Annotated in this window: 16 protein-coding genes; 6 read left to right on the top strand and 10 right to left on the bottom strand. The window is 72.9% G+C overall.

What is annotated here, in order from left to right; translation table 11 throughout:
- The 3 genes from R9X44_RS03080 to R9X44_RS03070 form a co-directional block, all read right to left on the bottom strand.
- Entirely contained in the window at positions 1 to 1,260 is a 1,260-nt protein-coding gene (locus R9X44_RS03080; protein WP_319812390.1) for an oxygenase MpaB family protein, read from the bottom strand.
- A 50-nt stretch (positions 1,261 to 1,310) separates the two neighbouring features.
- Entirely contained in the window at positions 1,311 to 2,153 is an 843-nt protein-coding gene (locus R9X44_RS03075) for a serine/threonine-protein kinase (protein WP_319812389.1), read from the bottom strand.
- A gap of 236 nt (positions 2,154 to 2,389) precedes the next feature.
- A complete protein-coding gene (locus tag R9X44_RS03070) occupies positions 2,390 to 3,961 on the bottom strand; it encodes a helix-turn-helix domain-containing protein (protein ID WP_319812388.1) in 1,572 nt (523 codons plus the stop codon).
- A gap of 104 nt (positions 3,962 to 4,065) precedes the next feature.
- Between R9X44_RS03070 and R9X44_RS03065 the strand changes: the two genes are divergently transcribed.
- From R9X44_RS03065 to R9X44_RS03045, 5 genes are read left to right on the top strand one after another with little or no spacing between them, the layout of a single operon-like run.
- Positions 4,066 to 4,908: a hypothetical protein gene (locus R9X44_RS03065; protein WP_319812387.1), complete on the top strand. Its 843-nt coding sequence runs from the start codon at positions 4,066 to 4,068 to the stop codon at positions 4,906 to 4,908.
- A complete protein-coding gene (menC, locus tag R9X44_RS03060; protein ID WP_319812386.1) occupies positions 4,905 to 6,017 on the top strand; it encodes an o-succinylbenzoate synthase in 1,113 nt (370 codons plus the stop codon). Before R9X44_RS03065 ends, menC begins: the two co-directional genes overlap by 4 nt.
- A gap of 43 nt (positions 6,018 to 6,060) precedes the next feature.
- On the top strand, positions 6,061 to 6,957 hold the full coding sequence (locus tag R9X44_RS03055; protein WP_319812385.1) for an ABC transporter substrate-binding protein: 897 nt from the start codon (positions 6,061 to 6,063) through the stop codon (positions 6,955 to 6,957).
- Complete coding sequence (locus tag R9X44_RS03050; protein WP_319812384.1) at positions 6,954 to 7,769, top strand: amino acid ABC transporter permease; 816 nt, start codon at positions 6,954 to 6,956, stop codon at positions 7,767 to 7,769. The genes R9X44_RS03055 and R9X44_RS03050 overlap by 4 nt, the downstream gene beginning before the upstream one ends.
- On the top strand, positions 7,766 to 8,554 hold the full coding sequence (locus R9X44_RS03045) for an amino acid ABC transporter ATP-binding protein (RefSeq protein WP_319812383.1): 789 nt from the start codon (positions 7,766 to 7,768) through the stop codon (positions 8,552 to 8,554). The genes R9X44_RS03050 and R9X44_RS03045 overlap by 4 nt, the downstream gene beginning before the upstream one ends.
- Positions 8,555 to 8,646: 92 nt before the next feature.
- Here the strand turns inward: R9X44_RS03045 and R9X44_RS03040 are convergent, their stop codons facing one another.
- The 7 genes from R9X44_RS03040 to R9X44_RS03010 all read right to left on the bottom strand — a co-directional run bounded on the left by R9X44_RS03040 (position 8,647) and on the right by R9X44_RS03010 (position 19,403).
- Positions 8,647 to 13,272: an HAD-IC family P-type ATPase gene (locus tag R9X44_RS03040; RefSeq protein ID WP_319812382.1), complete on the bottom strand. Its 4,626-nt coding sequence runs from the start codon at positions 13,270 to 13,272 to the stop codon at positions 8,647 to 8,649.
- 112 nt (positions 13,273 to 13,384) lie between these two features.
- Entirely contained in the window at positions 13,385 to 14,635 is a 1,251-nt protein-coding gene (locus R9X44_RS03035; protein WP_319812381.1) for a hypothetical protein, read from the bottom strand.
- On the bottom strand, positions 14,625 to 15,875 hold the full coding sequence (locus R9X44_RS03030) for a hypothetical protein (RefSeq protein ID WP_319812380.1): 1,251 nt from the start codon (positions 15,873 to 15,875) through the stop codon (positions 14,625 to 14,627). The genes R9X44_RS03035 and R9X44_RS03030 overlap by 11 nt, the downstream gene beginning before the upstream one ends.
- Entirely contained in the window at positions 15,872 to 16,615 is a 744-nt protein-coding gene (locus tag R9X44_RS03025) for a hypothetical protein (RefSeq protein WP_319812379.1), read from the bottom strand. Before R9X44_RS03025 ends, R9X44_RS03030 begins: the two co-directional genes overlap by 4 nt.
- 41 nt (positions 16,616 to 16,656) lie before the next feature.
- Complete coding sequence (locus tag R9X44_RS03020) at positions 16,657 to 16,929, bottom strand: DUF202 domain-containing protein (RefSeq protein ID WP_319812378.1); 273 nt, start codon at positions 16,927 to 16,929, stop codon at positions 16,657 to 16,659.
- Positions 16,929 to 17,294, bottom strand: a complete 366-nt coding sequence (locus R9X44_RS03015) for a YidH family protein (protein WP_319812377.1) — start codon at positions 17,292 to 17,294, stop codon at positions 16,929 to 16,931. Before R9X44_RS03015 ends, R9X44_RS03020 begins: the two co-directional genes overlap by 1 nt.
- Before the next feature lie 90 nt (positions 17,295 to 17,384).
- The gene (locus tag R9X44_RS03010; protein ID WP_319812376.1) at positions 17,385 to 19,403 is read right to left on the bottom strand and encodes a heavy metal translocating P-type ATPase; all 2,019 of its coding nucleotides are present in this window, start codon (positions 19,401 to 19,403) and stop codon (positions 17,385 to 17,387) included.
- Positions 19,404 to 19,622: 219 nt separating this feature from the next.
- On the opposite strand from R9X44_RS03010, the gene R9X44_RS03005 reads away from it, so the two are divergent.
- Positions 19,623 to 21,530 (top strand): hypothetical protein, encoded by a 1,908-nt coding sequence (locus tag R9X44_RS03005; protein WP_319812375.1) that lies wholly within the window; start codon positions 19,623 to 19,625, stop codon positions 21,528 to 21,530.
- The last annotated feature ends 159 nt before the right edge of the window (positions 21,531 to 21,689 follow it).

Raw genomic sequence — 21,689 nt, 5'->3', positions numbered from 1 at the left:
TCACTCCGGGGGACCGGCGGGTGGCCCGCCCACCGGATGACCCGCCGCGGGGTGGCCCGCCGCCGGGTGATCCGGTGCGGCGTCCACAAGATCGTGGCCGACGCCGAGCCGGGCGGCGGTCGCGGTCGTCGTGGCGTCCACGAACGCCAGGGCGCGGCGGAGCTTGCGGTCCATCTCGCCGGGCACGGCGCGCTGGACGCTGTTGACGAGCCGGACGGGCGGCGCGAGCAGCGCGGGCAGGTACCGCCAGGCGTTGCGGCGCACGTCGAGGAGGTCGGCGATCCGGTCTCCGGCGAAGGCGCGGGCGAGGCCGTGCACCATCGGGCGCGCGGCGCGCCGCATGACGGGCGCGAGCGGGCCCGCCTGGGTCGCGAGGTTGTCCGGCATGATCACGTCGAGGAGTTCGGCGACGAGTTCGCGGCTGTAGGCGCTGGGCCGCGCGCCGGTGCGGTGGTAGATCTCCTCGAGTTCCACGAAGTCGCGCTCGGTCGTGGGCAGGACGCGTTCGTCGACGCCCATGAGGTGGCCGACATAGCGGAACATGTGGTAGATCGCGGCGCGTTCGCGGTCGGTGTGCGGGATGCCGAGGCGGCCCATGACGCGCAGCGGGATGAGGCTGAACTCGATGAGGGTGTAGGCGGAGTCGGCCTGGTTGATCGGGTGGCCGAGTTCCGCGGCGTCCCAGGCGCCTTCGGTGAGCCCGGTGAGGATGTGGTGGCGGACGAACGCGTGGATGAGGCGGACCCTTACCGTCGCGGCCACGCCCGGCGCGTATCTGGCGAGTCCTCCGGGGCGTGCGGTGGCCCAAAGCCATGAGGCCGTCTCGAAGGCGCGGACCGCGCCCCGGTCGGTGAAGCGGCGGGTGAGCGCGAGGGGTTCGACCGCCGCGCCGTTGACGTAGCTGCCGACGAGTGAGGCGGTGCCGAGCGCCGTCAGGATGGCGACGGGGTGGCGGCAGTAGGCGCGGGAGGCGGTGTCGAGCAGGTCGCGGTCGAGCCAGCGCGGTTCGGCGTCGATCTCGGCGAACAGCCGCCGCACCGGCTCGGACGCGTCGGGGACCGCGTCGATCCCCTCGGCGAGCGCCCGTCTGATCCGGCGCATCCCGGGTCCTCGGCCATGCGCGGCGAGGTCGGCCACGACGGCGTCGGCGACGGGGTCGCCCCAGCTCAGCGCCTCGACGAACACGCGTCCCCGCTCGGGGTACCGCGCCAGCACATCCTCGATCCCCGCAACCCTGCCGGGCACGACAAGAGACGTCATGCCCGCACCCTAGGCCAGTAAGTACTTGCTTGCTAGACCCGGAACGCGGGTCACGCGGCGAGGACGAACGCGGGGGTCGCCGGGAGGAAGTGGGGGCGGGCTCGGCGGGTCCAGGTGAGGCCGTAGGCGCGCCGGGCGAGGTGGTCGACGGCGCGGACCAGGGCGGCGGCGGAGCAGGCGCGGTCCTCGGGGTCCTTGGCGAGGCCCGCGGCGATGAGGGGTTGGAGGCGGGCGTCGTCGGCGTCGGGGACGGGGCTGTACAGGTGCTGCGCGGCCAGCTCCGCGATATAGCGCGCTGGGTAGGGGCGGGCGCCGGTGAGGCACTCGAAGAAGACGGCGGTGGCGGCGTAGAGGTCCCATGACGGGGTCGCGGGCAGGGCCTGCCACTGTTCGGGCGGCATGTACGCGGGCGTGCCTATCGGGGTGGTCTCGGTGCCGGTGGCGACGGCGATCCCGTAGTCGATGAGCGTCACCTCGCCCCGGGGTCCGACGAGCAGGTTCCCCGGCTTGAGATCGCGGTGGACGATCCCGGCCCGGTGGGTGGCCTCCAGGGCCCGCAGCGCGCCCCTGAAGACCAGGAGGGCGGCCTGGGGGGCCAGGGGGCCGGTCTCGGCGAGCAGGGACTTGAGGGTCGTTCCGGGGGCGTGGTCCATGACGAGCGCCGCGCCGTCGCCGTGCTCGACGTGGTCGAGGAGGCGGACGACGTGACGGGAGCGCACGCGGGACAGGTGGCGCGCCTCGGTGGCGAAGGCCGCGCGGCGGGCGGGGTCGCTGAGGTACTTGACGGCGACGCGACGGCCGTCGCGGTCGCGCTCCGCGGCGACGACGCGCCCGTGCGCGCCCTCGCCGAGGGTCTCGATGGTGGTGTAGCCCGGCACGGTCCAGCCGTCCATGTTCCCGGTCTCCTTTCGACCGTGAACAGCATCCGTCATACGAAACACCCAGCGCCTGAGCACGGAATACCGGTCTGCCCGGCGGCCCGGGACAAACGCCCCGCCCGGCCGGGACTCCCGGCAAGGGACGCGATACCCCACAAAACCGGGAATCTTCGGACGAACAACGCGTCCCACACCAGAAGATCACAAGGGACTCACGGCTCACCGGCGTGCCGAACGCCCGGTCGGCGGCCCTAGCGCGCTGGGGAAGGAGCGCAGGCCCGCAGTTGCAGCCACAGGACGAGGCGGGTGTCGGGGTCGGCGAGGTCGAGCGAGAACAGCTCGGCCGCGCGCGACAGCCGGTAGCGCAGGGTGTTGGGATGGACGGTCAGGGCCTCGGCGGCGGCGCGGACGTCGCCGTCGGCGTTGAAATAGGCGAGGAACGTCTCGGTGTAGGTGGTCTTGTGCGCGGCGTCGTGCGCGCGGATGGCGGGTCCCGCGCCCTCGGCGAGCCGGGGCAGGGCCGGGAGGGCGTGGCCGATGTCCATGAGGGTGACGGTCGGGCGGATCTCTTCGATCGTGGCGAACCCGCGGTCTCCCCCGGCCAGTACCCGAAGGACGGTATCGGCGTCGCGGCGTGAGTCGGAGGCACGGCGCAGATGCGGGACGACGGAGCCGAGCGCCGCCTTCACCGGCAGTTGGAGGGCCCGTTCCGCGCGTGCCGTTACGTCGGCGACGAAGTCGCGCTTGGCCTCGCCCGGTAGGAGGGCGTAGACGACGCCGTCAAGGAGAGCGCATCCGTGGCGGCCGAAGTGGGCCTCGCAGTGCAGGCTCACAAGGTCGATGAGCTGGAGTGCGGCGCGCGCGATCCAGGACTCGTCGTGGCCCGCGGCGTTGATGTGGAAGGCCGCCACGACGGCGGGGGCGTCGAGCGGGAGGCCGAGCTGGGGGGCGACGACGGGCGCGCTGTCGGGGTCGGCGAGCAGGCGGTGCAGGAGGTCGCCGCGCTGGCGGCGGGCGAGGTCGTGGGACGTCCTCGCGCGCAGGAGGTGCAGGGCGGCTATGCGTCCGGCGTCTTCAAGCGCCCTGAAGGCGTCTTCGCCGAGGTCTCCTTCGGCGTCCACCACCCAGATCGAGCCGAGCAGTTCGCCTCCGGCGCGCACCCCTACGGCCAGCCTCGGCAGGCCGCCTGAGCCCGAAGGGAACCTCAGTGCCTTGTGCGTGCGCGCGAGCTCCCGGTACTGCGGGACGTTCTCCTCCAGGTACGGGACGTGCAGGCCGAGGATGCCTTGGCGGCGCTCCTCGTCGATCGGCTGTCCGCGCAGGGTCGAGTAGGCGAGGATGCGCTGGTACGGGTCCTCGATGGCGGTCGCGCCGCCCACCGCGCCCGCGATGGCGTTGGCGAGGGAGAACAGGTCGCCCGCGTGGGGTCCGGCGGGCCCGCCGCCGCGCGGGGCGGCCACGGCGGTGAGCGCCGAGCTGATCAGCGCGTCGAGCTGCTGCCAGGACACCTCGTCGTCGGCGCACAGAAGGCTGAGGCCCGCCTCGTCGGCGGCGTTGACGAGGTCGCCCAGGGGCGCGCCGTAGCGCTTGACCACGAGCCCGGACAGGCCGGCCGAGACCGCGCGCGGTAGCAGCGTCCTGCCCTCCGACGGCGGCACGCCGACGGCAAGGAGCAGCGCCCCGTCCATGCGAGGTAGGGGCGCGCGAGGCTCGTGCAGCAGGGTTCCGGTCACGGGGGTGGCCGCGCCGCGCGGGGCGGTGACGAGGCTGATCGGCTCCGCGCCCAGGGCTTCCACCAGGTGTTCGAGGGTCGAGGCGGGCACGTGCCACAGCGTATGTGGCTTTTGGCCCATCCGATAAATCACTTTTGTCACATTTGGCCAATCGGCTGAAGCGTGGTTGCCGTCCGGTTGACGAGAGTGGAACGGTGCTCGATCCATCAGCTCGCGACCTCGCCCACCGGCAGGCCGACGCCGCCGCGGGGGCGGCAGGGGTGCGCGTGGAGTCCGTCGCGGACCCGGCGCGGCTGCACGCCGTCGCACGGCTGCTCGCCGACGTCTGGGAGACGCCCCCGGGCGCCGACCCCCTGCCCGCCGACGTCCTGCGCTCCCTCGCGCATGCGGGCGGGGCCGTCCATGCCGCCTATGGGCCGCAGAGCATGATCGGCGCGAGCGCCGCCATCTGGGGGCCGCCCGAGGACCGCGACGTGTACTCGATGATCGCCGGGGCGCACCGCACCGGCGGCGGGGTCGGGTACGCGCTGAAACTCGCCCAGCGCGCTTGGGCGATGGAGCGCGGGGCCGCGACGATCACCTGGACGTTCGACCCGCTGATCCGCCGGAACGCCTGGTTCAACCTGGTGAAGCTCGGCGCCACCGCCCCCGAGTACACCGCCGACTTCTACGGGCCGATGAACGACGTGTTCAACGCCGGCGACGAGTCCGACCGGCTCACCGTCCGCTGGCGGCTCGCCGCCTTCCGGCCCGGCCGTGCGACCGACCCTGCGCCGCGCCCCTCCCCCGAGCCTTCTCTCGCGCCCGACGGCATGCCGTACGTGGCACGTCAAGGCGACGCGGTGTGGTGCCGCGTCCCTGAGGACATCCTCGCCGTCCGCGCCGCCGACCCGGCCCGCGCGCTGGGGTGGCGGCACGCCGTGCGCGAGGTGTTCCAGGCCGCCGAGGGCCTGACCGCGGTGTCGATCTCGCGCGACGGCTGGTACCACCTGACCCCCGAGCCCGCCCCAGAACCGACCCCCGAGGAGACCCCGTGAGGATCGAGCACGTCGAACTCGTCGCGATCGAGGTCCCCCTGGTCGGCGCTTTCCGCACGTCGTTCGGCACCGACACCGTCCGCTCGACGTTCCTGCTGCGGGTCGTCACCGACACCGGCGAGGGCTGGGCGGAGTTCGCCGGGGACCCCGAACCCCTGTACTGCGCGGAGTTCAACGCCTCCGCCGAACTCGTCCTGCGCGACCATCTGATCCCGAGGGTCGCGGCGCTGGGCGACGGCGTCACGGCGGCGAAGGTCGGGCCCGCCCTCGAGGCCGTCAAGGGGCACCGGCTTGCGAAGGCCGTACTGGAGACGGCCTTGCTCGACGCGGAACTGCGCTCCTACGCCATGTCCTTCGCGACTTACCTCGGCTCGGTCAAGGAGCGCGTCCCGTCCGGCGTCTCGGTGGGGATCATGGACTCCCTTCCCGAACTGCTCACGGCCGTCGAGGGCTATCTCGCCGACGGGTACCTGCGGATCAAGCTCAAGATCGAGCCGGGCTGGGACGTCGAGCCCGTCCGCGCCGTACGCGCGGCCTTCGGCGACGACCTCCTCCTGCAGGTGGACGCGAACACCGCCTACTCCCTCACCGACGCCGAGCACCTGCGCGCGCTTGACGACTTCGGCCTTCTGCTCATCGAACAGCCCCTGGACGAGGACGACCTGCGCGGCCATGCCGAGCTGTCCAAGCTGATCCGTACGCCGATCTGCCTCGACGAGTCCATAACCTCCGCCCGCGACGCCGCCGCCGCGCTCGCCCTCGGGGCCTGCCGGGTGATCAACATCAAGCCCGCGAGGGTGGGCGGTTACCTCGAAGCCCGCCGGATTCACGACCTCTCGGTGGCCAACGGCGTCCCCGTATGGTGCGGCGGAATGCTGGAGACAGGGGTGGGCCGTGCGGCGAACCTCGCCCTCGCCGCGCTTCCCGGCTTCGTCCTTCCCGGCGACACCTCCGCGTCCGCCCGCTACTACGCCGAGGACCTGACCGAGCCGTTCGTCCTCGAGGACGGCCACATCGCGGTGCCCGACGGGCCCGGCACCGGCGTCACCGTCCGGCCTGACGCCCTCGCCAAGGTGACGACCGGAAGACGCGGGCTGTACGCGCGCTAACAGACCTCCCACCCTCCCCTCTTCGCACAAGGAAGCCCCAACCATGAACCTCTTCTCCCGACGCCTCCTCGGCGCGACCGTGCTCGCCGCCCTCGTCGCCGGGTCCGTCGCCGCCTGCGGCGACTCCACGGAGGAGGCCGACGCGCCGGGCCCGGCGGGCTCGGCCGCCCCGCTGTTCACCGAGCTGCCCGACAAGCAGCAGAAGGCGGGCAAGATCGTCGTAGGCTCCGACATCGCTTACGCGCCGATGGAGTATTACGACACCGACGGCGAGACCGTGCTCGGCTTCGACAAGGAGCTCGCCGACAGCCTCGGCAAGCAGCTCGGCGTGACGTTCGAGTTCAAGTCCGCGTCCTTCGACGGGCTCATCACGTCGCTCAAGTCTGGCCGCTTCGACGTCGCCATCTCCGGCATGTCGGACACCAAGGAGCGCCAGGCCAGCGTCGACTTCGTCGACTACTACGTGGCCGGGGCCATGATGCTGGTCAAGAAGGGCAACCCCGAGGGCCTGAAGTCGCTCGCCGACCTCTGCGGGAAGACCATCGCGGTGCAGCGCGGGACCACCCAGGAGGGCTACGCGCAGGAGCAGAGCGCCGCGTGCGAGAAGGACGGCGGCAAGAAGATCGACATCCTGTCGTTCGACCGCGAGACCGAGGCGATGCTCCAGATCAAGCAGGGCCGCGCCGTCGCGGGCCTGCAGGACTACCCCGTCGCCGCCTACAACGCCCGCGAGTCCGGCGGCGTGTACGAGGTCGTAGGAGAGCAGATCGAGGCCGGCCCGCTCGGCATCGCGGTGTCCAAGGACAACACCCAGCTCCGTGACGCGATCCGCAAGGCGCTCGCCGCGATCATCGACAACGGCGAATACGGCGCGCTCATCGACAAGTGGGAGATCCCGGCCGGGGCCGTCACCGAGGCCGAGATCAACGCGGGCACGTGAAAGACGAGGCGCTCAAGGCGGTCCCGGTCCGCCACCACAGCCGCTGGGTCTTCCTCGCGCTCATCGCGGCCGGGGCCGTGCTCGTCGTACGTGCCTTCCTGGACGCCGACATCGACTACGGGGTCACCCGGCAGTTCCTGACCGCCGACAACGTGCTCAGGGGCCTGGGGAACACGCTGCTCATCAGCGTGCTCGCCCAGGCCGTCGGCATCGCCCTCGGCGTCGGCGCGGCGGTGATGGCCGGATCGCGCTTCGGCGAGGTCCGCGCGGTCTCCGCGCTGTACGTGTGGCTGTTCCGGGGCACGCCGGTGCTGGTCCAGCTGCTGCTCTGGTACAACCTGTCGCTCGTGGTGGACACGGTGTCCATCCCCGGCCTCGGGACCTGGGCGACCAACGACCTCGTGACGCCGTTCGTCGCGGCGCTGCTCGGCCTCGGCATCAACGAGGGCGCGTACATGGCCGAGATCGTCCGGGCCGGGATCAACTCGGTCGACAAGGGACAGACCGAAGCGTCCCAGGCGCTCGGCCTGTCCCGCGCCCAGACGATGCGGCGTGTCGTCCTGCCGCAGGCGATGCGCGTCATCGTGCCGCCGACAGGCAACCAGTTCGTCAGCATGCTCAAGACGAGCTCGCTCGCTTACGCGATCCAGTACGGCGAGCTGCTCCAGTCGGCGGTACGGATCTACACCAACAACCTGATGATCGTGGAGCTGCTGCTCACCGTCTCGGTCTGGTACCTGGTGCTGACGACGATCGCCACGGTGCTCCAGAGGTACCTGGAGAAGCGCTACTCCAAGGGGGTCCAGCGATGACCGTCGACATCCCCGTCGCGCGCAGAGCGCCGATCGTGCGCGCGCTCGGCGTGCGCAAGCGGTACGGCGACAACGAGGTGCTCAGCGGGATCGACCTTGAGGTCGGCCAGGGCGAGGTCTCCTGTGTGATCGGCCCTTCCGGCTCCGGCAAGTCGACGTTCTTGCGGTGCGTCAACCACCTGGAGCGGATCGACGCGGGCCGCCTGGAGGTGAACGGCCACCTCATCGGCTACCGGGAGAAGAACGGCAGGGTGTATGAGCTGCGCGAGAAGGAGATCGCCGCGCAACGCCGCGAGATAGGCATGGTCTTCCAGCGCTTCAACCTGTTCCCGCACATGACGGCGCTGGAGAACATCATGGAAGCGCCCGTCCTCGTACGGCGCGAGTCCAAGGCCGTCGCGCGCGACCGGGCGCGGGCCCTGCTCGACCGCGTCGGCCTCGGCCCGCGCGGCGACGCCTACCCCGCGCAGCTGTCCGGCGGCCAGCAGCAGCGCGTCGCGATCGCCCGCGCGCTGGCGATGGAGCCCACGCTGATGCTGTTCGACGAGCCCACGTCGGCGCTCGACCCCGAACTCGTCGGCGAGGTCCTCGACGTCATGCGTGACCTCGCCGCCGACGGCATGACGATGCTCGTCGTCACGCACGAGATCGGCTTCGCCCGCGAGGTCGCCGACACCCTCGTCTTCCTGGACGGCGGCGTCGTCGTGGAGTCGGGCAAACCGCGCGAAGTCCTCGCAAACCCCAAGCAGGAACGGACCAGGGCGTTCCTGTCGAAGGTCCTCTGACGGCGATCTTCTGACGTGCGGAGACCCCGGAGGCCCCGCCCGCCGACGCTCCCCCGTCGGCGGCGGGGCCTTCGGCCTTCCCGCGTCGGCCGTCAGGGCTGCAGGAGCGTCGTGAGGACGGCGAACCGCGACCTGACCCGCTCGGGCAGCAGCGTCGGCAGGCTCTCGCGCAGCCGCGCCGGGAGCCCGGCTGAGGCGTCCGGGATCGGGATGCGGGTGAGCACGAACGCGAGGGCCGCGGCCGTGGCGGCCGAGGCGTAGGCGATCAGCCAGCACTGCGGCATGAGCGGGCGCGAGCCGAAGAAGTGGCTGAGGCCGGGGATCTGCACGACCGCGGCCAGGACCGTCAGCGAGAACACCCCCGAGGCGAGCACCAGCGGGTCCCTGCCGCCCGCGGCGATCGTCTGGAACAGCTGGGTCGCCACGAGCGCCACGAGGCCCGTGGTGGACGCCTGGAGCCGCGAGCCGCCCGAGTGGCCGAGCACGAACGCGGCGAACGCGGCGGCCGCCGTCGTGATGCCGCGCACGGCGATGTCGTGGGTCAGCGCCGCGCCCAGCGAGCGCTCGGGGCCCTCGGCGAGCAGGTCGGCCTTGGTGACGCGGTGCGGCGGCCGCACCGCGAGCGCGATCGCCGGGAGCAGGTCGGTCAGCATGTTCACCAGCAGGAGCTGGCGCACGTTGAGCGGGCTCGCGCCCATCAGCAGGCCGGTCCCGACGGTGAAGCCGATCTCGCCGAGGTTGCCGCCGAGCAGGACGGCCAGGGCGTCGCGGGTCGAGCGCCACATCGCGCGGCAGTCGGCGATCGCCTGGGTGATCGTCTCGATGCGGTTGTCGGTGATGACGACGTCGGCGGCCTCGCGCGCGGCGGGCGAGGCGCGCTCGCCGAGCGCGATCCCGACGTCGGCGAGCCGGATCGCGGGCGCGTCGTTGGCGCCGTCTCCGGTCACCGCGACGACCTTGCCCATGGTCCGCAGCGCCCCGACGGTCCTCGCCTTCTGCGCGGGGGTCATCCGGGCGAAGACCGACACGTCGGACAGCGCCTTGGCGAGGTCGGCGTCGCCGAGTTCGTCGAGGTCCGCGCCGGTCATGACGCGGCCGTCGAGGATGCCGAGGTCGGCGGCGATCGCCTCGGCGGTGCTCGGGTGGTCGCCGGTGATCATGATGATGCCGACCCCCGCCGTGCGCAGGCGGGCGACGGCGGCCGCGGCGGTGGGCCGCACAGGGTCGGCGATGCAGAGCAGGCCCAGGAAGACGAGCCCTTGCACGCCCTCTTCGGTGAGTTCGGCGAACTCGTCCTCCGGCGCGGGACGGTCGGCGACAGCCAGGACGCGGAAGCCGCGGCGTGCCAACGCCTCGATCTCGTCGGCCACCTGTGCGCGCGCGGCGGCGTCGAAGGGGACGCTCTCGCCGTCGCGCTGCCATGTGGCGCACTTGTCGAGGACGAGTTCTGGCGCGCCCTTGACGCTCAGCCAACGGCCCTGCGGGGAGGACCCCAGGACCGCGTGGTAGCCGCGCGCGGGCTCGAAGGGCAGTTCGTCGAGGCGTTCCCACGGCTCCATACGCTCGCTCAGAGCGAGTTCGTCTACGGCGTACATGACCGCCCGGTCCGTCGGGTGCGGAGGGCGCTCGCCGTTCAGGTCGGGGCCCGCGCGCATCGCGACGCCGACGACCTCGAGCAGCCTGTCCGGCAGTTCCCCTACGGGCGCGGACGCGACCCCGTCGGAGACCTCGCGCAGCCGCAGCCTTCCCTCGGTGAGGGTGCCTGTCTTGTCGAAGCACAGGACGTCGACCCGGCCCAGCGCCTCGATGGTCGCCGGGTTGCGCACGAGCGCTCCACGCCGCGTGAGGCGGCGCGCTGTGGCGAGTTCCGCGGCGGTCGCAACGAACGGCAGCCCTTCGGGGACGGCGGCGACGGCGAGGCTGACGGCAGAGCCGAGCGCCCTGCCGAACGGCTGGCCGCGCAGAAGGTTGGAGCCCAGAAGGGAGATGCCTGCGGCGAGGGAGACGGGCAGCGTTACGCGGGTGAGTTCGCGCAGCCGCCTTTCCACGCCCGTCTCTCGGTAGATGGCCCCCGCAAGGTGAGCCGTGCGTCCGACCTCGGTCGCCGACCCCGTGGCGACGACCACGCCGACGGCGTCGCCCGCCGCGACGACCGTGCCCTGGTAGAGCATCGACCTGCGCTCGGCGACCAGGGGCGAGAAGCTCGGCTCGGCCTCCTTGGCGACGAGCTGGGACTCGCCCGTCAGGCTCGACTCGTCCATCTCGACGTTGTCGGCGCTGAGCAGCCGGCAGTCGGCGGGCACGGAGTCGCCAGCGGTGAACCTGATGATGTCGCCCGGTACCAGGTCCTCGCCTACCGCCTCGTGTTCCCCGTCGGGACGGGTGATGCGTACCTTGACGGCGCTGCGGCCCACCAGACCGCGCAGAGCACGGTCGGCTCCGAGACGCTGAAGGCCGGACATGACGGCGTTGGTGCTGAGGACGACCCCGATGAGGGTCGCGTCGGTGACCGACCCCACGACCGCCGAGACGCCCGCGCCGAGGGCGAGCGCAGGGGTGAGCGGGTTGTCCAACTCCTCGAGGACAAGCCGGGTAAGGCCGTGCCGTTGGGGCGTCTCGTGGCCTTCGCCCGCGCGGCGGTGCGCGGCCTCCTCCTCGGTGAGCCCTTCCGGTGAGGTCCTCAGGTGGTCGAGGACCTCCTTGACGGGCCAGGAGTACCAGGGCGTCCGGTCCACCGAGACGGGCGCGGGCATCCGGGTGAGCGCGAGCCCCGCCCACGCGCCCTGCGCGAACGCGGAGAAGCCGGCGAGGTCGACCGCGAGCTGAGCGCGCTTGTCGGCGGTCGTGGCCGGGCCCGCCGCCGACAGCAGAAGCGCGGTCAGTGACCCGAGCTTGGCCGTGCGCGCGCTACGGCGGCTGTTGTCGTGCGCCTTGGGCACGCAGTCGAGGAGCAGGCATGCGGTCTCCAGGCCCGGGCCGCAGAGGACGTCCGCGCCCCACGGCGGCGGGCCGTCCTCGGTGAGGACGCCGATGCCGACGTCGGCGGCCCACAGCGCCTCCCGGTCGTCGGGCGAGACGAGGGCGACCACGTGGTCCTCGGCCTGGAGCGCGCGGACCGCGTCGGCGGGCGGGACCACGCGCAGGCCGTCGACCCGCAGGCGCTTGTCGAGTCCCCTGCCGTCGCCGACGACGATGACGAGCCCCGCCTTGCGCGCTGCGACGACGAGCGCCTCGGCGGTGGGGTGCAGCTCGGGCACCACGGAGACCAGCGCGACGGGCGCGTCGCGGTGCTCGAGCAGCAGCACGAGCGCGCCCTTGCCGCGCAGCGCCGCGAGCCGCGCGGTGACCTCGGCGTCGTCCTCGAACAGCCGCGACGCGCGGCTGAGCGGGCTCAGCAGCCACGCCCCCTCCCGCCCCACCGACCGGGGCCGGGAAAGGTCCACAAGGGCGTGAGCACGCGCATAAAGCTCCTCAGGCGCATACCCCTCCCCACCCGAGCCCCCATCAACGGCCCCAGCCTCGGCGGAATGTTCGGGTTCTGAGCTGTGCGGCCCGGCTTCTCCGGATCGACCGCGTTCCGGGCCGTGTGGACCGGGGTCGGCGGAGCGTCCTGGTTGCGGGTCGGGGGTGGGGGTGAGGGGGATGACCTCGTCGATGATCATGTGGCCGGTGCGGAGGGCGGCGGCGTCGAGCAGGACGCGGTCGACGCGGTCGAGGCGGCGCAGGGACGCGGGGTCCATGACGAGCGCGTCGCGTTCGGCGAGGGCGCGCGACAGCTGGCCGCAGAACGCCTCGCGGCCCAGCCGCGCGGCCTTCGGCACGCCCGCAACGACGACGCCCTCGGCCCGTTCGGCGTTCCGCGTGAACGCGAACACCCCGGCCGACGCGGTGAACGACACGGGCCCGCTCCAGCGCTGCACGGTCTCCACGGGACCGTCGGGCAGCGGGGCCGGGCGCGGCGCGCGCGTCAAGGGCTCCGCCCGGTAGGAGTCGGGCCGGATCAGCTCGCCCGCCCTGCGGTGCCAGACGTCGCGCCGCGCGCGCAGTTCAGCGACGTGCGAGGCGCGCCGCGCGAACGCCAGCATCAGCCCCACCGGCTGGACGGCCAGGACCTGGCTCGCCAGCAGCCCCGCCGAGAAGCAGTTGTCGGCGGCCTTACGGCCGACCGTACGCTCCAGCATCGCGCGCAGAGGCGGACTCACGTCAGCGAGGCCAAGGACAGCCGGCACAGCCGACGGGAGGAATCTCATCCGCATCGACGCCGCCACGACCGCGACGCCCCAGCCCGCGAGGTTCGCGCCCGCGTGGACTGCCTCCTCCACGAGCGAGCCCGCCCGGCCCGGGTGGGCCGCGCCGGCGTGCGGCTCGTCGGCGAGGCCGTGCTCGCGCTCCACCTCGTCCACGACGTCGACGAGCAGGTCATCGGCCACGCCGTCGGCGACCACGAGGACCTCGCCGAGGACGCCGTTGACCTCGGCGCGCTCCACCCCCTCGACCACGCCGAGCGCGGTCTCCAGGTCCGCCGCGAACTTCTCCCCGCCCTCGCCCTTGACGGCGATGTGGCGGTGCCCGTCGGCGGGACTGTGCACCTCCCGGTCGGCCACGGCCTCCGAGACCAGGCGCACCACCGAGAGCGACCCCTTGACGGCGTCCACCGGGATGCGCCCGACCTTCGCGGGCAGCCCGACGGCCACGCCGAGCGCGCGCCGAAGCACCATGCGTTCCCCCGTGCCGGTCCGCCACTCCCCCGGAGGCGCACCGTGAGTGATCCATAGCCGCCCCGGCCCGTCTTTATGCACCGGGCCAGGGCAAGATCACGGCGGGAGCGGGTCAGGCGCGGTGGTCTCCGCGCAGAACGCGGGCCACAAGGCCGTCTCCGGAATCCTCGGCGGTACCGGCGTCGCCGAACTGGCCGTAGCCGGTGCGCGCCCACAGCGAGTCGGCGGCGTAGTAAGGCACCGGCCTGTCTCCCGAGGTGTCCAGCAGGGCCTCGGGGGTGCGGTGGTCGCGGACCGCCTTGGCGCACGCTTGGCACGCCCTGACCTTGATGGCGTCACGGGTGCCTATGCGCCGCCACGTCACCTTCCCGGTGGCGTCGCCGTGCAGGGGGTTGAAGAAGCACAGGGGGCTGGGCGGGAGTTCCCTGCCGCCCCGTGCGCGCGCTTCCGCCGCGTCGAGGGCGTCGCGTCCGGAGTCCACAAGGACGAGCACGCCGGCGAGGTCGGGCATGCCGACGGCGTCGTCCAGCACCTTGCCCGCGGCCTGGTAGGCGTCGAGGGCGTGGGCGATGAGCTCGCGGGCGCGCGCGTCGTCGGAAGGCACCTCGGCGGCTTCCACGAGTTCGCCCAACGCGACGACCGACGCCGCCGCCTGCTTGCGCAGCCCCTTCTCGTCGGCGTTGCGCGCCGCGGCGAGCGTCGCCCTGGACAGCACGAGCGGATGCGCCTCATGCGACCCGGGCAGACGGGTCCGCCTCCACCGCCACAGGGCGAGCCCCGCCACGGCGGCGGCCCCCACGCCCAGTGCGGTGACGCTTACGGGCGAGAGGCTTTCCGTCGCGTCCTTCGTGAGCCTGTCCACCGCATTGGGCTTCGGGGAACGGTCAGCGGTCACCTTCTCGTACTCGGCTTTTCCGTTGCCCGCGGAGATGACTTCTATCGTCTTCAGAAGGCGGTCGGCGAGTACTGCCTCGCGGTACTCGTCAAGGCGGCCGACCAGAAGTGCGCCGTAGAAGGCGTCGTCTCTCTGCTCCCGGGTTCCGTCGAAGCGGCGGGCGTACAGCGCGTTCCCGTACGTCTGCGGCGTGAGGTAGACGCCGTCGCGCTTCAGCCTGTCGTGGACGATCGTGAGCAGGTCCTCCGGCTCGCCCCAGGCGCCGCCCGCCACCAGCGGCACAAGGATGATCCAGAACGGGATGGGGGCCTTCTCGATCGCCGCCAGGATCTCCGCGCGGCGCTCCTTGGGCAGCGCGGAGTCGTAGGCCGGATCGACGTACAGGGGCGAGCGGGCCAGCGCGGCGGCCACCCGCTCGCCGGGGGACGGCTCGGCGGACCGTCGAGTGAACGCCTGTCTAATGGACACCCAGCGACTCCAGGACTCGTGCGGCGAGGTCGGGACGGCCGTCGAAGCCCTCGCGCCAGCGGCCTTCGACCTCGAAGTAGGGGCGCCGGTCCGGGACGCGCAGGACGACCGAGGCGATCTGCGCCTTGGACCGGCCCGCGCAGTCGCGGCAGACCCGGCCCTGCGGGTGGCCCCGGTCGGTCCGCTTCACGGTCCGGACGGCGATGCCGTGCAGCGGGTTGACCTGGCAGAAGGACGGGCCGCGCGCCAGGTCCTCGGCGAGCGCGATCCCGCCCTGGCGGCACAGCACGATCACGCCGACGAGGTCGAGCGCCGCCGCGGCCTTGTCCGCGGCCCCCCGCGCCTCGTCGACGAGCAGGAGGGCGGCGTCGTAGGCGCGCAGCGCGGCGGCCGTGCCGGGGCCGTCTCCGGCAGTCTCAAGGCCCTGGGAGAGCACGCGCAGCTCCTTGGCGGCGGTCGCGTGGAGGTTGCGCACGTTCTGCCGGGGCGAGCGCGACGCCGCGCGCATCACCCGGAACGCCCCCCACAGGGCCCAGAACAGCAGGACGAGGAGCGGGCCGAACAGGAGCAGCCCGGCGAAGAACGGCCCCCAGATGGCCGCCTTGGGCCTCGCGTGGTCGTCCGCCTCCTCGACGAACGACGGGACCGAGGCCGACGCGTCGGGCCTCGACGGCTCCCCGGGCGGCGCGGTGACCGCCTTGTCCAGGACGGTCCCGACCCGGCTGACGAGGTTGCCGAAGGGGTCCTCGTAGTCCACCTCGTCCCTCAACCTCCAGGGGACGATCTCGTACGGGAACTCCCGGGGTATCCCGTAGTCCTCGGCGGCCAGGTGGCCGTCCTCGTCCGCCAGCAGGTAGAGCCCGTTCTCGCCGAGCCTTTCCCGGACTCCGTCGAGCAGAAGCCCGGCGTCTCCCTTGACCTCGCTCTCCCTGGAGACGGGGACGGCGATGAAGTACACGGTCGTCTGGAGGCTCTCCCCCGCCGCGTCCATCCGCTCGCGCAGGGCGACGCGCATGGGGCCGGTCACCGCGTCGGCGAGATCGGGGTCAACGAACAGGGCGTCCTTGCGCAGCCCTTCGGCGATCCTGTCCCAGCGCTCGGTGGCGTAGGCGGGGACGTCCTCGTCTGCGGAGGCCCGGGTGGGCGGAAGGAACGCCAGGACAATGGCGGCCAAGGCCGTCAGCACAAGGGGGATGACGACGACGGGGCGCAGCGAAGTGCGCGAAGGCGCGGCGTTCACCTGCGGCCTCCCTTGTTCCCGCCCTTGCGGGACGTCTTACGCGACGGGTTCGCGCGCTGAGGGATCGGCCGCCGTACCGTCTTGGCCCCCAAGGCGGCCTTCCTTCGGCTGCCGGTCATGCTCACCGCCACGGGAATCCCGACGAGGACCGCCCCGACGAGCGTGCCCAGGCCCATCGCGGTCATCTCGATCCTGTCCCTGCTGTCGGAGCGGCTGACGTATCCCGGCGCGTCCGTCGCGGCGGCGATGCGGGCGCTGGGGTCCGGGTCCGCGAGGATCTCGCCGAACCGGGTGAAGTGCTCGACCACGCCCGCGTCGTAGGCCATCTCCTTGCGGGTGGCCCGCCAGGCGTCCTGGGCGGGCAGCGAAGCGCCGTACACGCGCGCGAAGCCGTTGCCCGTGGTGTCGGTGACGACGTAGAGCCCGTCCTTCTGGAGCCTGTCGTGCAGGATCGGGATGAACTGCTCGGGCCTGGTGAACTCCTTGAGGAAGATGTGCCTCGGCGTCACGACGACGTAGTACGGCACGCCGAGCGGGTCGAGGGCCGCCTTGACGGCCGCGCGGGCGGCGGCGGGGTCGAGGACGCGCGCCTCGTGGTCGGTGATCTGGACCGGGTCCTCGGCGAGCGCCTCGGCGACGAGGTCGGCGCGGCTCGGCGGGTCGGGGGGCGCGGCCGTGGCCGGTCCCCCGCTCAACCCGAGCAAAAGGACGAAACCGGCAATACACCCCAGGCGCAACACGCCGGGCAGTCTAGCCAGTCGGCACGGGAATGGCAGTCCGCCTACAGAACGATCATCAGCGCCGCGACCGCCACCGCCGCCCCGGCGAAGGCGATCATGCGCATTCTGCGCGGATCGCCCGGCGTCCGCCCCCGCCCGCGCGCCGACCGGCTGACCCACCAGACCCCCACCGCGACGAGCAGGATCAGCAGTCCTGGCAGCGGCGCGGCGCGCACGGTGGCCGCGCCGAGCGCCGCGAGCGCGATCGCGCTGCGCAGCCAGGCCAGCTCGGTGCGCTCCCCGGCGAGGCCGGGATCGCGCTCCCCGGCGGCCATCAGCCGTCCAGGATCGCCGAGACCGCGACGACGACGGCCGCGAGGAACGCGACGGCGGTGATCGTGCCCGCGAGCAGCTTCGGCAGCGCCGAGGGCGGCAAAGGCTCACCGCTTCTCAGCGCGCGCTGGTTGCGGCCCCACTCCAGGTATCCGGCGACCGACACCGAACCGCCGAGCACGATCATCGGCACCGCGAGCAGATGCCGCCCCCAAGGGACGCCGGGAAAGGGCGGCAGGAGCTGGGCGATCGCGAGCCCCGCGACGACGAGCGCGAGCCCGGTGCGGCTCCAGGCGAGGAACGTCCGCTCGTTGGCGAACGTGAACCTGACGTCCGGCTCCTCGCCCTGCTCGTCTATGTCGGCCATCGCGCTTTCCTGAGGGACCTTTCCGACTCAATGTCCTTATCCGACATTCGATCATGGGGTGCGCGCCGCGTCGCGGTGCGCCCCCGTCCGTCAGCGGGGCCGCAGGTCGACCCGCCGCAGGAGCTGCGCGTTCAGCGCGACGACGATGGTCGAGGCGGACATCAGCAGCGCGCCCACCGCCGGGCCGAGCGACACCCCCGCCCAGGCCAGGACGCCCGCCGCGAGCGGAAGGGTGACGATGTTGTAGCCCGCCGCCCAGGCCAGGTTCTGGACCATCTTGCGGTAGGCGGCGCGGGAGAGGCGCAGCACGCCGGGGACCGCGCGCGGGTCGGACGAGGCGAGCACGACCCCCGCCGACTCGATCGCCACGTCGGTGCCCGCCCCGATCGCCAGGCCCACGTCCGCGCGGGCGAGCGCGGGCGCGTCGTTGACGCCGTCGCCGACCATCGCGACGGTGAGGCCGCGCGCCTGGAGCTCGGCGACCTTGCCGTCCTTGTCGGCGGGCACGACCTCGGCGAAGACCTCGTCGATGCCAAGGTCGGCGGCGACCGTGCGGGCCACCTGCCGCGCGTCCCCGGTGATCATGACGACCTGGCCGACGCCCTCCGCACGCAACGCGCGTACCGCCTCGCGTGCTTCCGGCCTGATCTCGTCGCGCAACGCGAAGGCGGCCTTGACGCTCGGCTCCCGGCCCTCCTCCACGAGGTACAGGACCGCCGCGCCCTCGTCCGACCACCCCTCGACGGCTCCTTGCAGCGACTCGGGGAGGCTCGCCTTGGTCCGTCTGAGCAGGCCGGGTCCTCCGACGGCGTAGGCGGTGCCGTCTATCTCCGCCGTGACGCCCTCGCCGGGGAGGGTGCGGAAGCCCGTCGCGGAAGCGGGCGACGGCGCGGCCCGCACAAGGGCCTTGGCCAGGGGGTGTTCGCTTTCCGACTCGACCCCCGCCGCCAGGTCGCGGGCCCGTCCCTCGGCGAGCCCGTCCGTCACGACCCCTGTGACGACGTGCTCGCCCTTCGTCAGGGTGCCCGTCTTGTCGAACAGGACTGTGTCGACCGTACGCATCCGCTCAAGGGCGAGCCTGTCCTTGACGAGGATGCCCGCCTTGGCCGCCACCGCCGTGGAGAGCGCGACGACGAGGGGGATCGCGAGGCCGAGCGCGTGCGGGCAGGCGATGACCAGGACGGTCACGGTCCGCTCCACCGCCTCCGCCATGTTCCCGAACACCGCCCACGCCGCGAACGTCACCACGGCGGTCCCCAGGGCGACGTAGAAGAGCGCGGCGGCGAACCTGTCGGCGAGCACCTGGGCCCTGCCCCGCGACTCCTGGGCGCGGGCCACGAGCCGCGAGATCCCGGCCAGTGCGGTGTCCGCGCCCGTCGCGGTGACCCTGACGCGCAGGGCCGAGTCCGTCGCGACGGTGCCCGCGACGACCCGGTCGCCAGCCGCGCGCGGCACGGGCCGCGACTCGCCGGTGATCATCGACTCGTCCATCGCGGCGGCCCCGTCGGCGACCTCGCCGTCGGCCGGGACGCGTCCGCCGGGCCGCACGAGCACGGTGTCGCCCACCCTGACGTCGCCCGACGGCACGGCCCGCACGGTCCCGTCGGGTCCGACGACCTCGGCCTCGTCGGGCAGCAGCGCCGCGAGGGCCGACAGCGCGCCGCGCGCCTGGCCGATCGCCTTCATCTCCTGCCAGTGCCCGAGCAGCATCACCGCGATCAGCGTGCCGAGCTCCCACCAGAAGTCCATCGCGAACCAGCCGACGAGGCTCGCGAGCGAAGCCGCGTAGGCGACCACGATGGCCAGGGAGATCAGCAGCATCATGCCCGGAGCACGTCCGCGTATCTCCGCGACGGCTCCGGCGAGGAAGGGCCGGCCGCCGTATAGGAAGACCGCTGTGCCGAACAGGGGTCCGATGAGGGAGGACCCGGGGAAGTCGATCCGGTATCCGAACCTCTCCTGCGCGAGTTCGCTCGCCAGCACCAACGGCACGGCGAGCACGACGCTCACCCAGAACCTGCGCCGGAACTGTTCTGGATCATGCCCGGCGTGCTTGTCATACCCCTTACTCCCGCCATGCGCGGTATGCACCCCGTGTGCGTCTTCCATCCTCTCGACCCCCACCCGTCAGGGAACGCTCCTGTTTCCCACACTTGGTCAGGTAGGTGCCTACCCAGTCCCGCGCGGCGGCGGGCCGAACGTGCCGATTCGCCTAGGGGTTGCCAGGTCATGGCATGTGCGACATTTCACCGCCCGGTCGGGGCGATCATCGGTCGCAGTTCGTGAAAGTTGCATTACGACGCGGAAACGGCTCTGTAGCTTCGTGGGATGCGCACTTGTTTCGGCACCGAAGAGGGTGAGGAATACCGTGCCGTCCGCGAACTGCTCGTCCGGCGCTGTCGGACATGGGCGGAAGAACAGGGCGTCAGCCTTGTACCGGACGTCATCGACGCGGCACTGCAGTACCGGCACGAATGCCACGACGGGCGGCTCGGGTTCTGGCGGCCCGCCGAGGTGCGCGGCTTCCTGATCGAGTGGGTGCCCGAGCGCGTCGCGGCCGAGCCCGACGACCTGGCGTGCGTGCCCGAGGCGCTGCGCACCTTCCTGCGGTACCTGGACGCCGTGGGCCTGCGCGACCCGCGCGCGGGCGACCTCGCCGAGGCCGAGCGGGCCATCGACCGCGCGGTCCCCGCGTTCAGCGAGGCGGTGCGCGACCAGGAGCGCTACAGCGTCACCAAGTACTGGAAGCTCACCGCGGCGCGGCACGGCATCGCCCTGGTCGACAGGCTCGGGCTCGAGCGGCTGAAGTCGGGCGTGGCGGCCGGGCGCATCCCGCACGACCGCGACCTGCTCATCAGGCTCGCCGAGCGCGCCCCCGCCCCGCTGCGGCGCGCGGTCGCGCCTCCCCCGCGTGCCCTGCCGGGCCCGGACGAGCTGCGCGAGGCGGCCGAGCGGTCGGCGGTCGTGCGCCGGATGACGGCGCTCGCGTCATGGGCGGGCCAGGAGGGCCGTCCGCTCACCTCGCGCGGGCAGATCCCTCCGGTCGAGGCCCGCGCGCTGGTACGGCTGCTGGAGAACGGCAACGGAAGCGGCGACGCGGGCGATCTGCCGCTTCTCGTGGCATGGGCGCGCAAAGCCCGGATCGTCCGGGTTCATGGCGGAAGGCTGTCCGCGGTGGCGAAGGCAGCGCCGGTGCTCGCCGACCCGCTCGCCCTGTGGCGGCGGGCTTTCACCGCCTTCACCGCGCTCGGCGAGGAGTTCTGCGGCGCGGGCTCGGTGCTGCGCGGCGACTTCGCCGACGCCGTCCCGGAGATGCTCGCCGCGCTGTACGGGCTGCCGGGGCCGGTGCCGGGGCACAGGCTTCAGGACAAGGTGTGGCTGTACTGCACCGCGCCCTACGACCTCGCCGAAGTGGAGGACGACCAGCGCGTCATGTGGCGGGCGGCCCTCGACCGGGATCTGGCGCTCACCCTGCGCGCGCTCAACGACCTCGGCGTCCTGGAACTTCAGGGCCCGCTCCTTCCCGAGCAGGGCAGGGGCCGCAGGGGCGGGACAAGAGACGTCGCCCATACGCCCTCGGTGTCCTTGACCGCCCTCGGCTCGGCTGAGGTGCGCGAAAGACTGCTCGCGCAGGGCCGTGAGTGCGGACGCGTCGGGGAGCTCGTCGCGGCTGATCCGGCGGGGATGCTCGGCGTGGTCGCCGAGCGGTATCCGGCCGACGCGGCACGCGCGGAGATCCGCGGCTGGCTCGCCGCGCACGGCGACGACGTGTCCGCGCTCCTGGAGGCGGTACGCGCGTGCCCGTTCCGGGAGCGCGCCCTGCTGCTGCTCGACACGCTCGTCGACGCGCTGGCCGACGGCCCCTCCCTCCTGCTGTCCCTGCGCGACGACCCTTGGCTCGGGCCGTCCGCGCTCACCTCGCTGGTGCGGCGCGGGCTGCTCGACCCGCGCGGCCTCGCCCCGGAAGAGCACCTGCTGACGCTCATCGACGGCTTCCTGCGGCTGCTCGAGGTCGCCGGGGCCGACGCCGTCCGGGAGACGCTGCGGCGCGACTTCCCGCCGCACGAACTCGCCCTGCTCGCCGTCGACGTGCTCGACGCCGGCCACCCGGACGAGGCGGGCCTCGCCGACCTGTGCGCGCTCGTCCTCGCGCCGCTGACCGACCGGCGGCCGCGCCGCGACGCGCCCGCCGACCCGATGCCCGAGCCCATGCCCGACCCGCGCGGCGCGCCCTGACCGCCGTCCGCTCCGGTTGAAGGGTTCGGCCGATCCGGATAGTTTCGCGGTGGCCCGGGGCAGGCCGGGGCGCGGGAGCGTCCGCCCGCGCGGGCCGTCGCGCCCGGAGCGCACGCCGCCGGGGTCCCACACCTCCGGGAGCACATCCTGTCCGCTCAT

Source organism: Actinocorallia sp. A-T 12471, from assembly GCF_033875155.1.
Taxonomy (GTDB): domain Bacteria; phylum Actinomycetota; class Actinomycetes; order Streptosporangiales; family Streptosporangiaceae; genus Actinocorallia.
The sequence above is the reverse complement of the archived record's forward strand: the minus strand, read 5'-3'. Positions and strand labels throughout refer to the sequence as shown.

What these genes read in the sequence shown, in the direction of transcription:
- R9X44_RS03080 (WP_319812390.1), bottom strand. Translation starts at nt 1,260, where the DNA reads ATGACGTCTCTTGTCGTGCCCGGCAGGGTTGCGGGGATCGAGGATGTG.
- R9X44_RS03040 (WP_319812382.1), bottom strand. Translation starts at nt 13,272, where the DNA reads ATGGTGCTTCGGCGCGCGCTCGGCGTGGCCGTCGGGCTGCCCGCGAAG.
- R9X44_RS03005 (WP_319812375.1), top strand. Translation starts at nt 19,623, where the DNA reads ATGCGCACTTGTTTCGGCACCGAAGAGGGTGAGGAATACCGTGCCGTC.
- R9X44_RS03020 (WP_319812378.1), bottom strand. Translation starts at nt 16,929, where the DNA reads ATGGCCGCCGGGGAGCGCGATCCCGGCCTCGCCGGGGAGCGCACCGAG.
- R9X44_RS03075 (WP_319812389.1), bottom strand. Translation starts at nt 2,153, where the DNA reads ATGGACGGCTGGACCGTGCCGGGCTACACCACCATCGAGACCCTCGGC.
- R9X44_RS03045 (WP_319812383.1), top strand. Translation starts at nt 7,766, where the DNA reads ATGACCGTCGACATCCCCGTCGCGCGCAGAGCGCCGATCGTGCGCGCG.
- R9X44_RS03010 (WP_319812376.1), bottom strand. Translation starts at nt 19,403, where the DNA reads ATGGAAGACGCACACGGGGTGCATACCGCGCATGGCGGGAGTAAGGGG.
- R9X44_RS03055 (WP_319812385.1), top strand. Translation starts at nt 6,061, where the DNA reads ATGAACCTCTTCTCCCGACGCCTCCTCGGCGCGACCGTGCTCGCCGCC.
- R9X44_RS03015 (WP_319812377.1), bottom strand. Translation starts at nt 17,294, where the DNA reads ATGGCCGACATAGACGAGCAGGGCGAGGAGCCGGACGTCAGGTTCACG.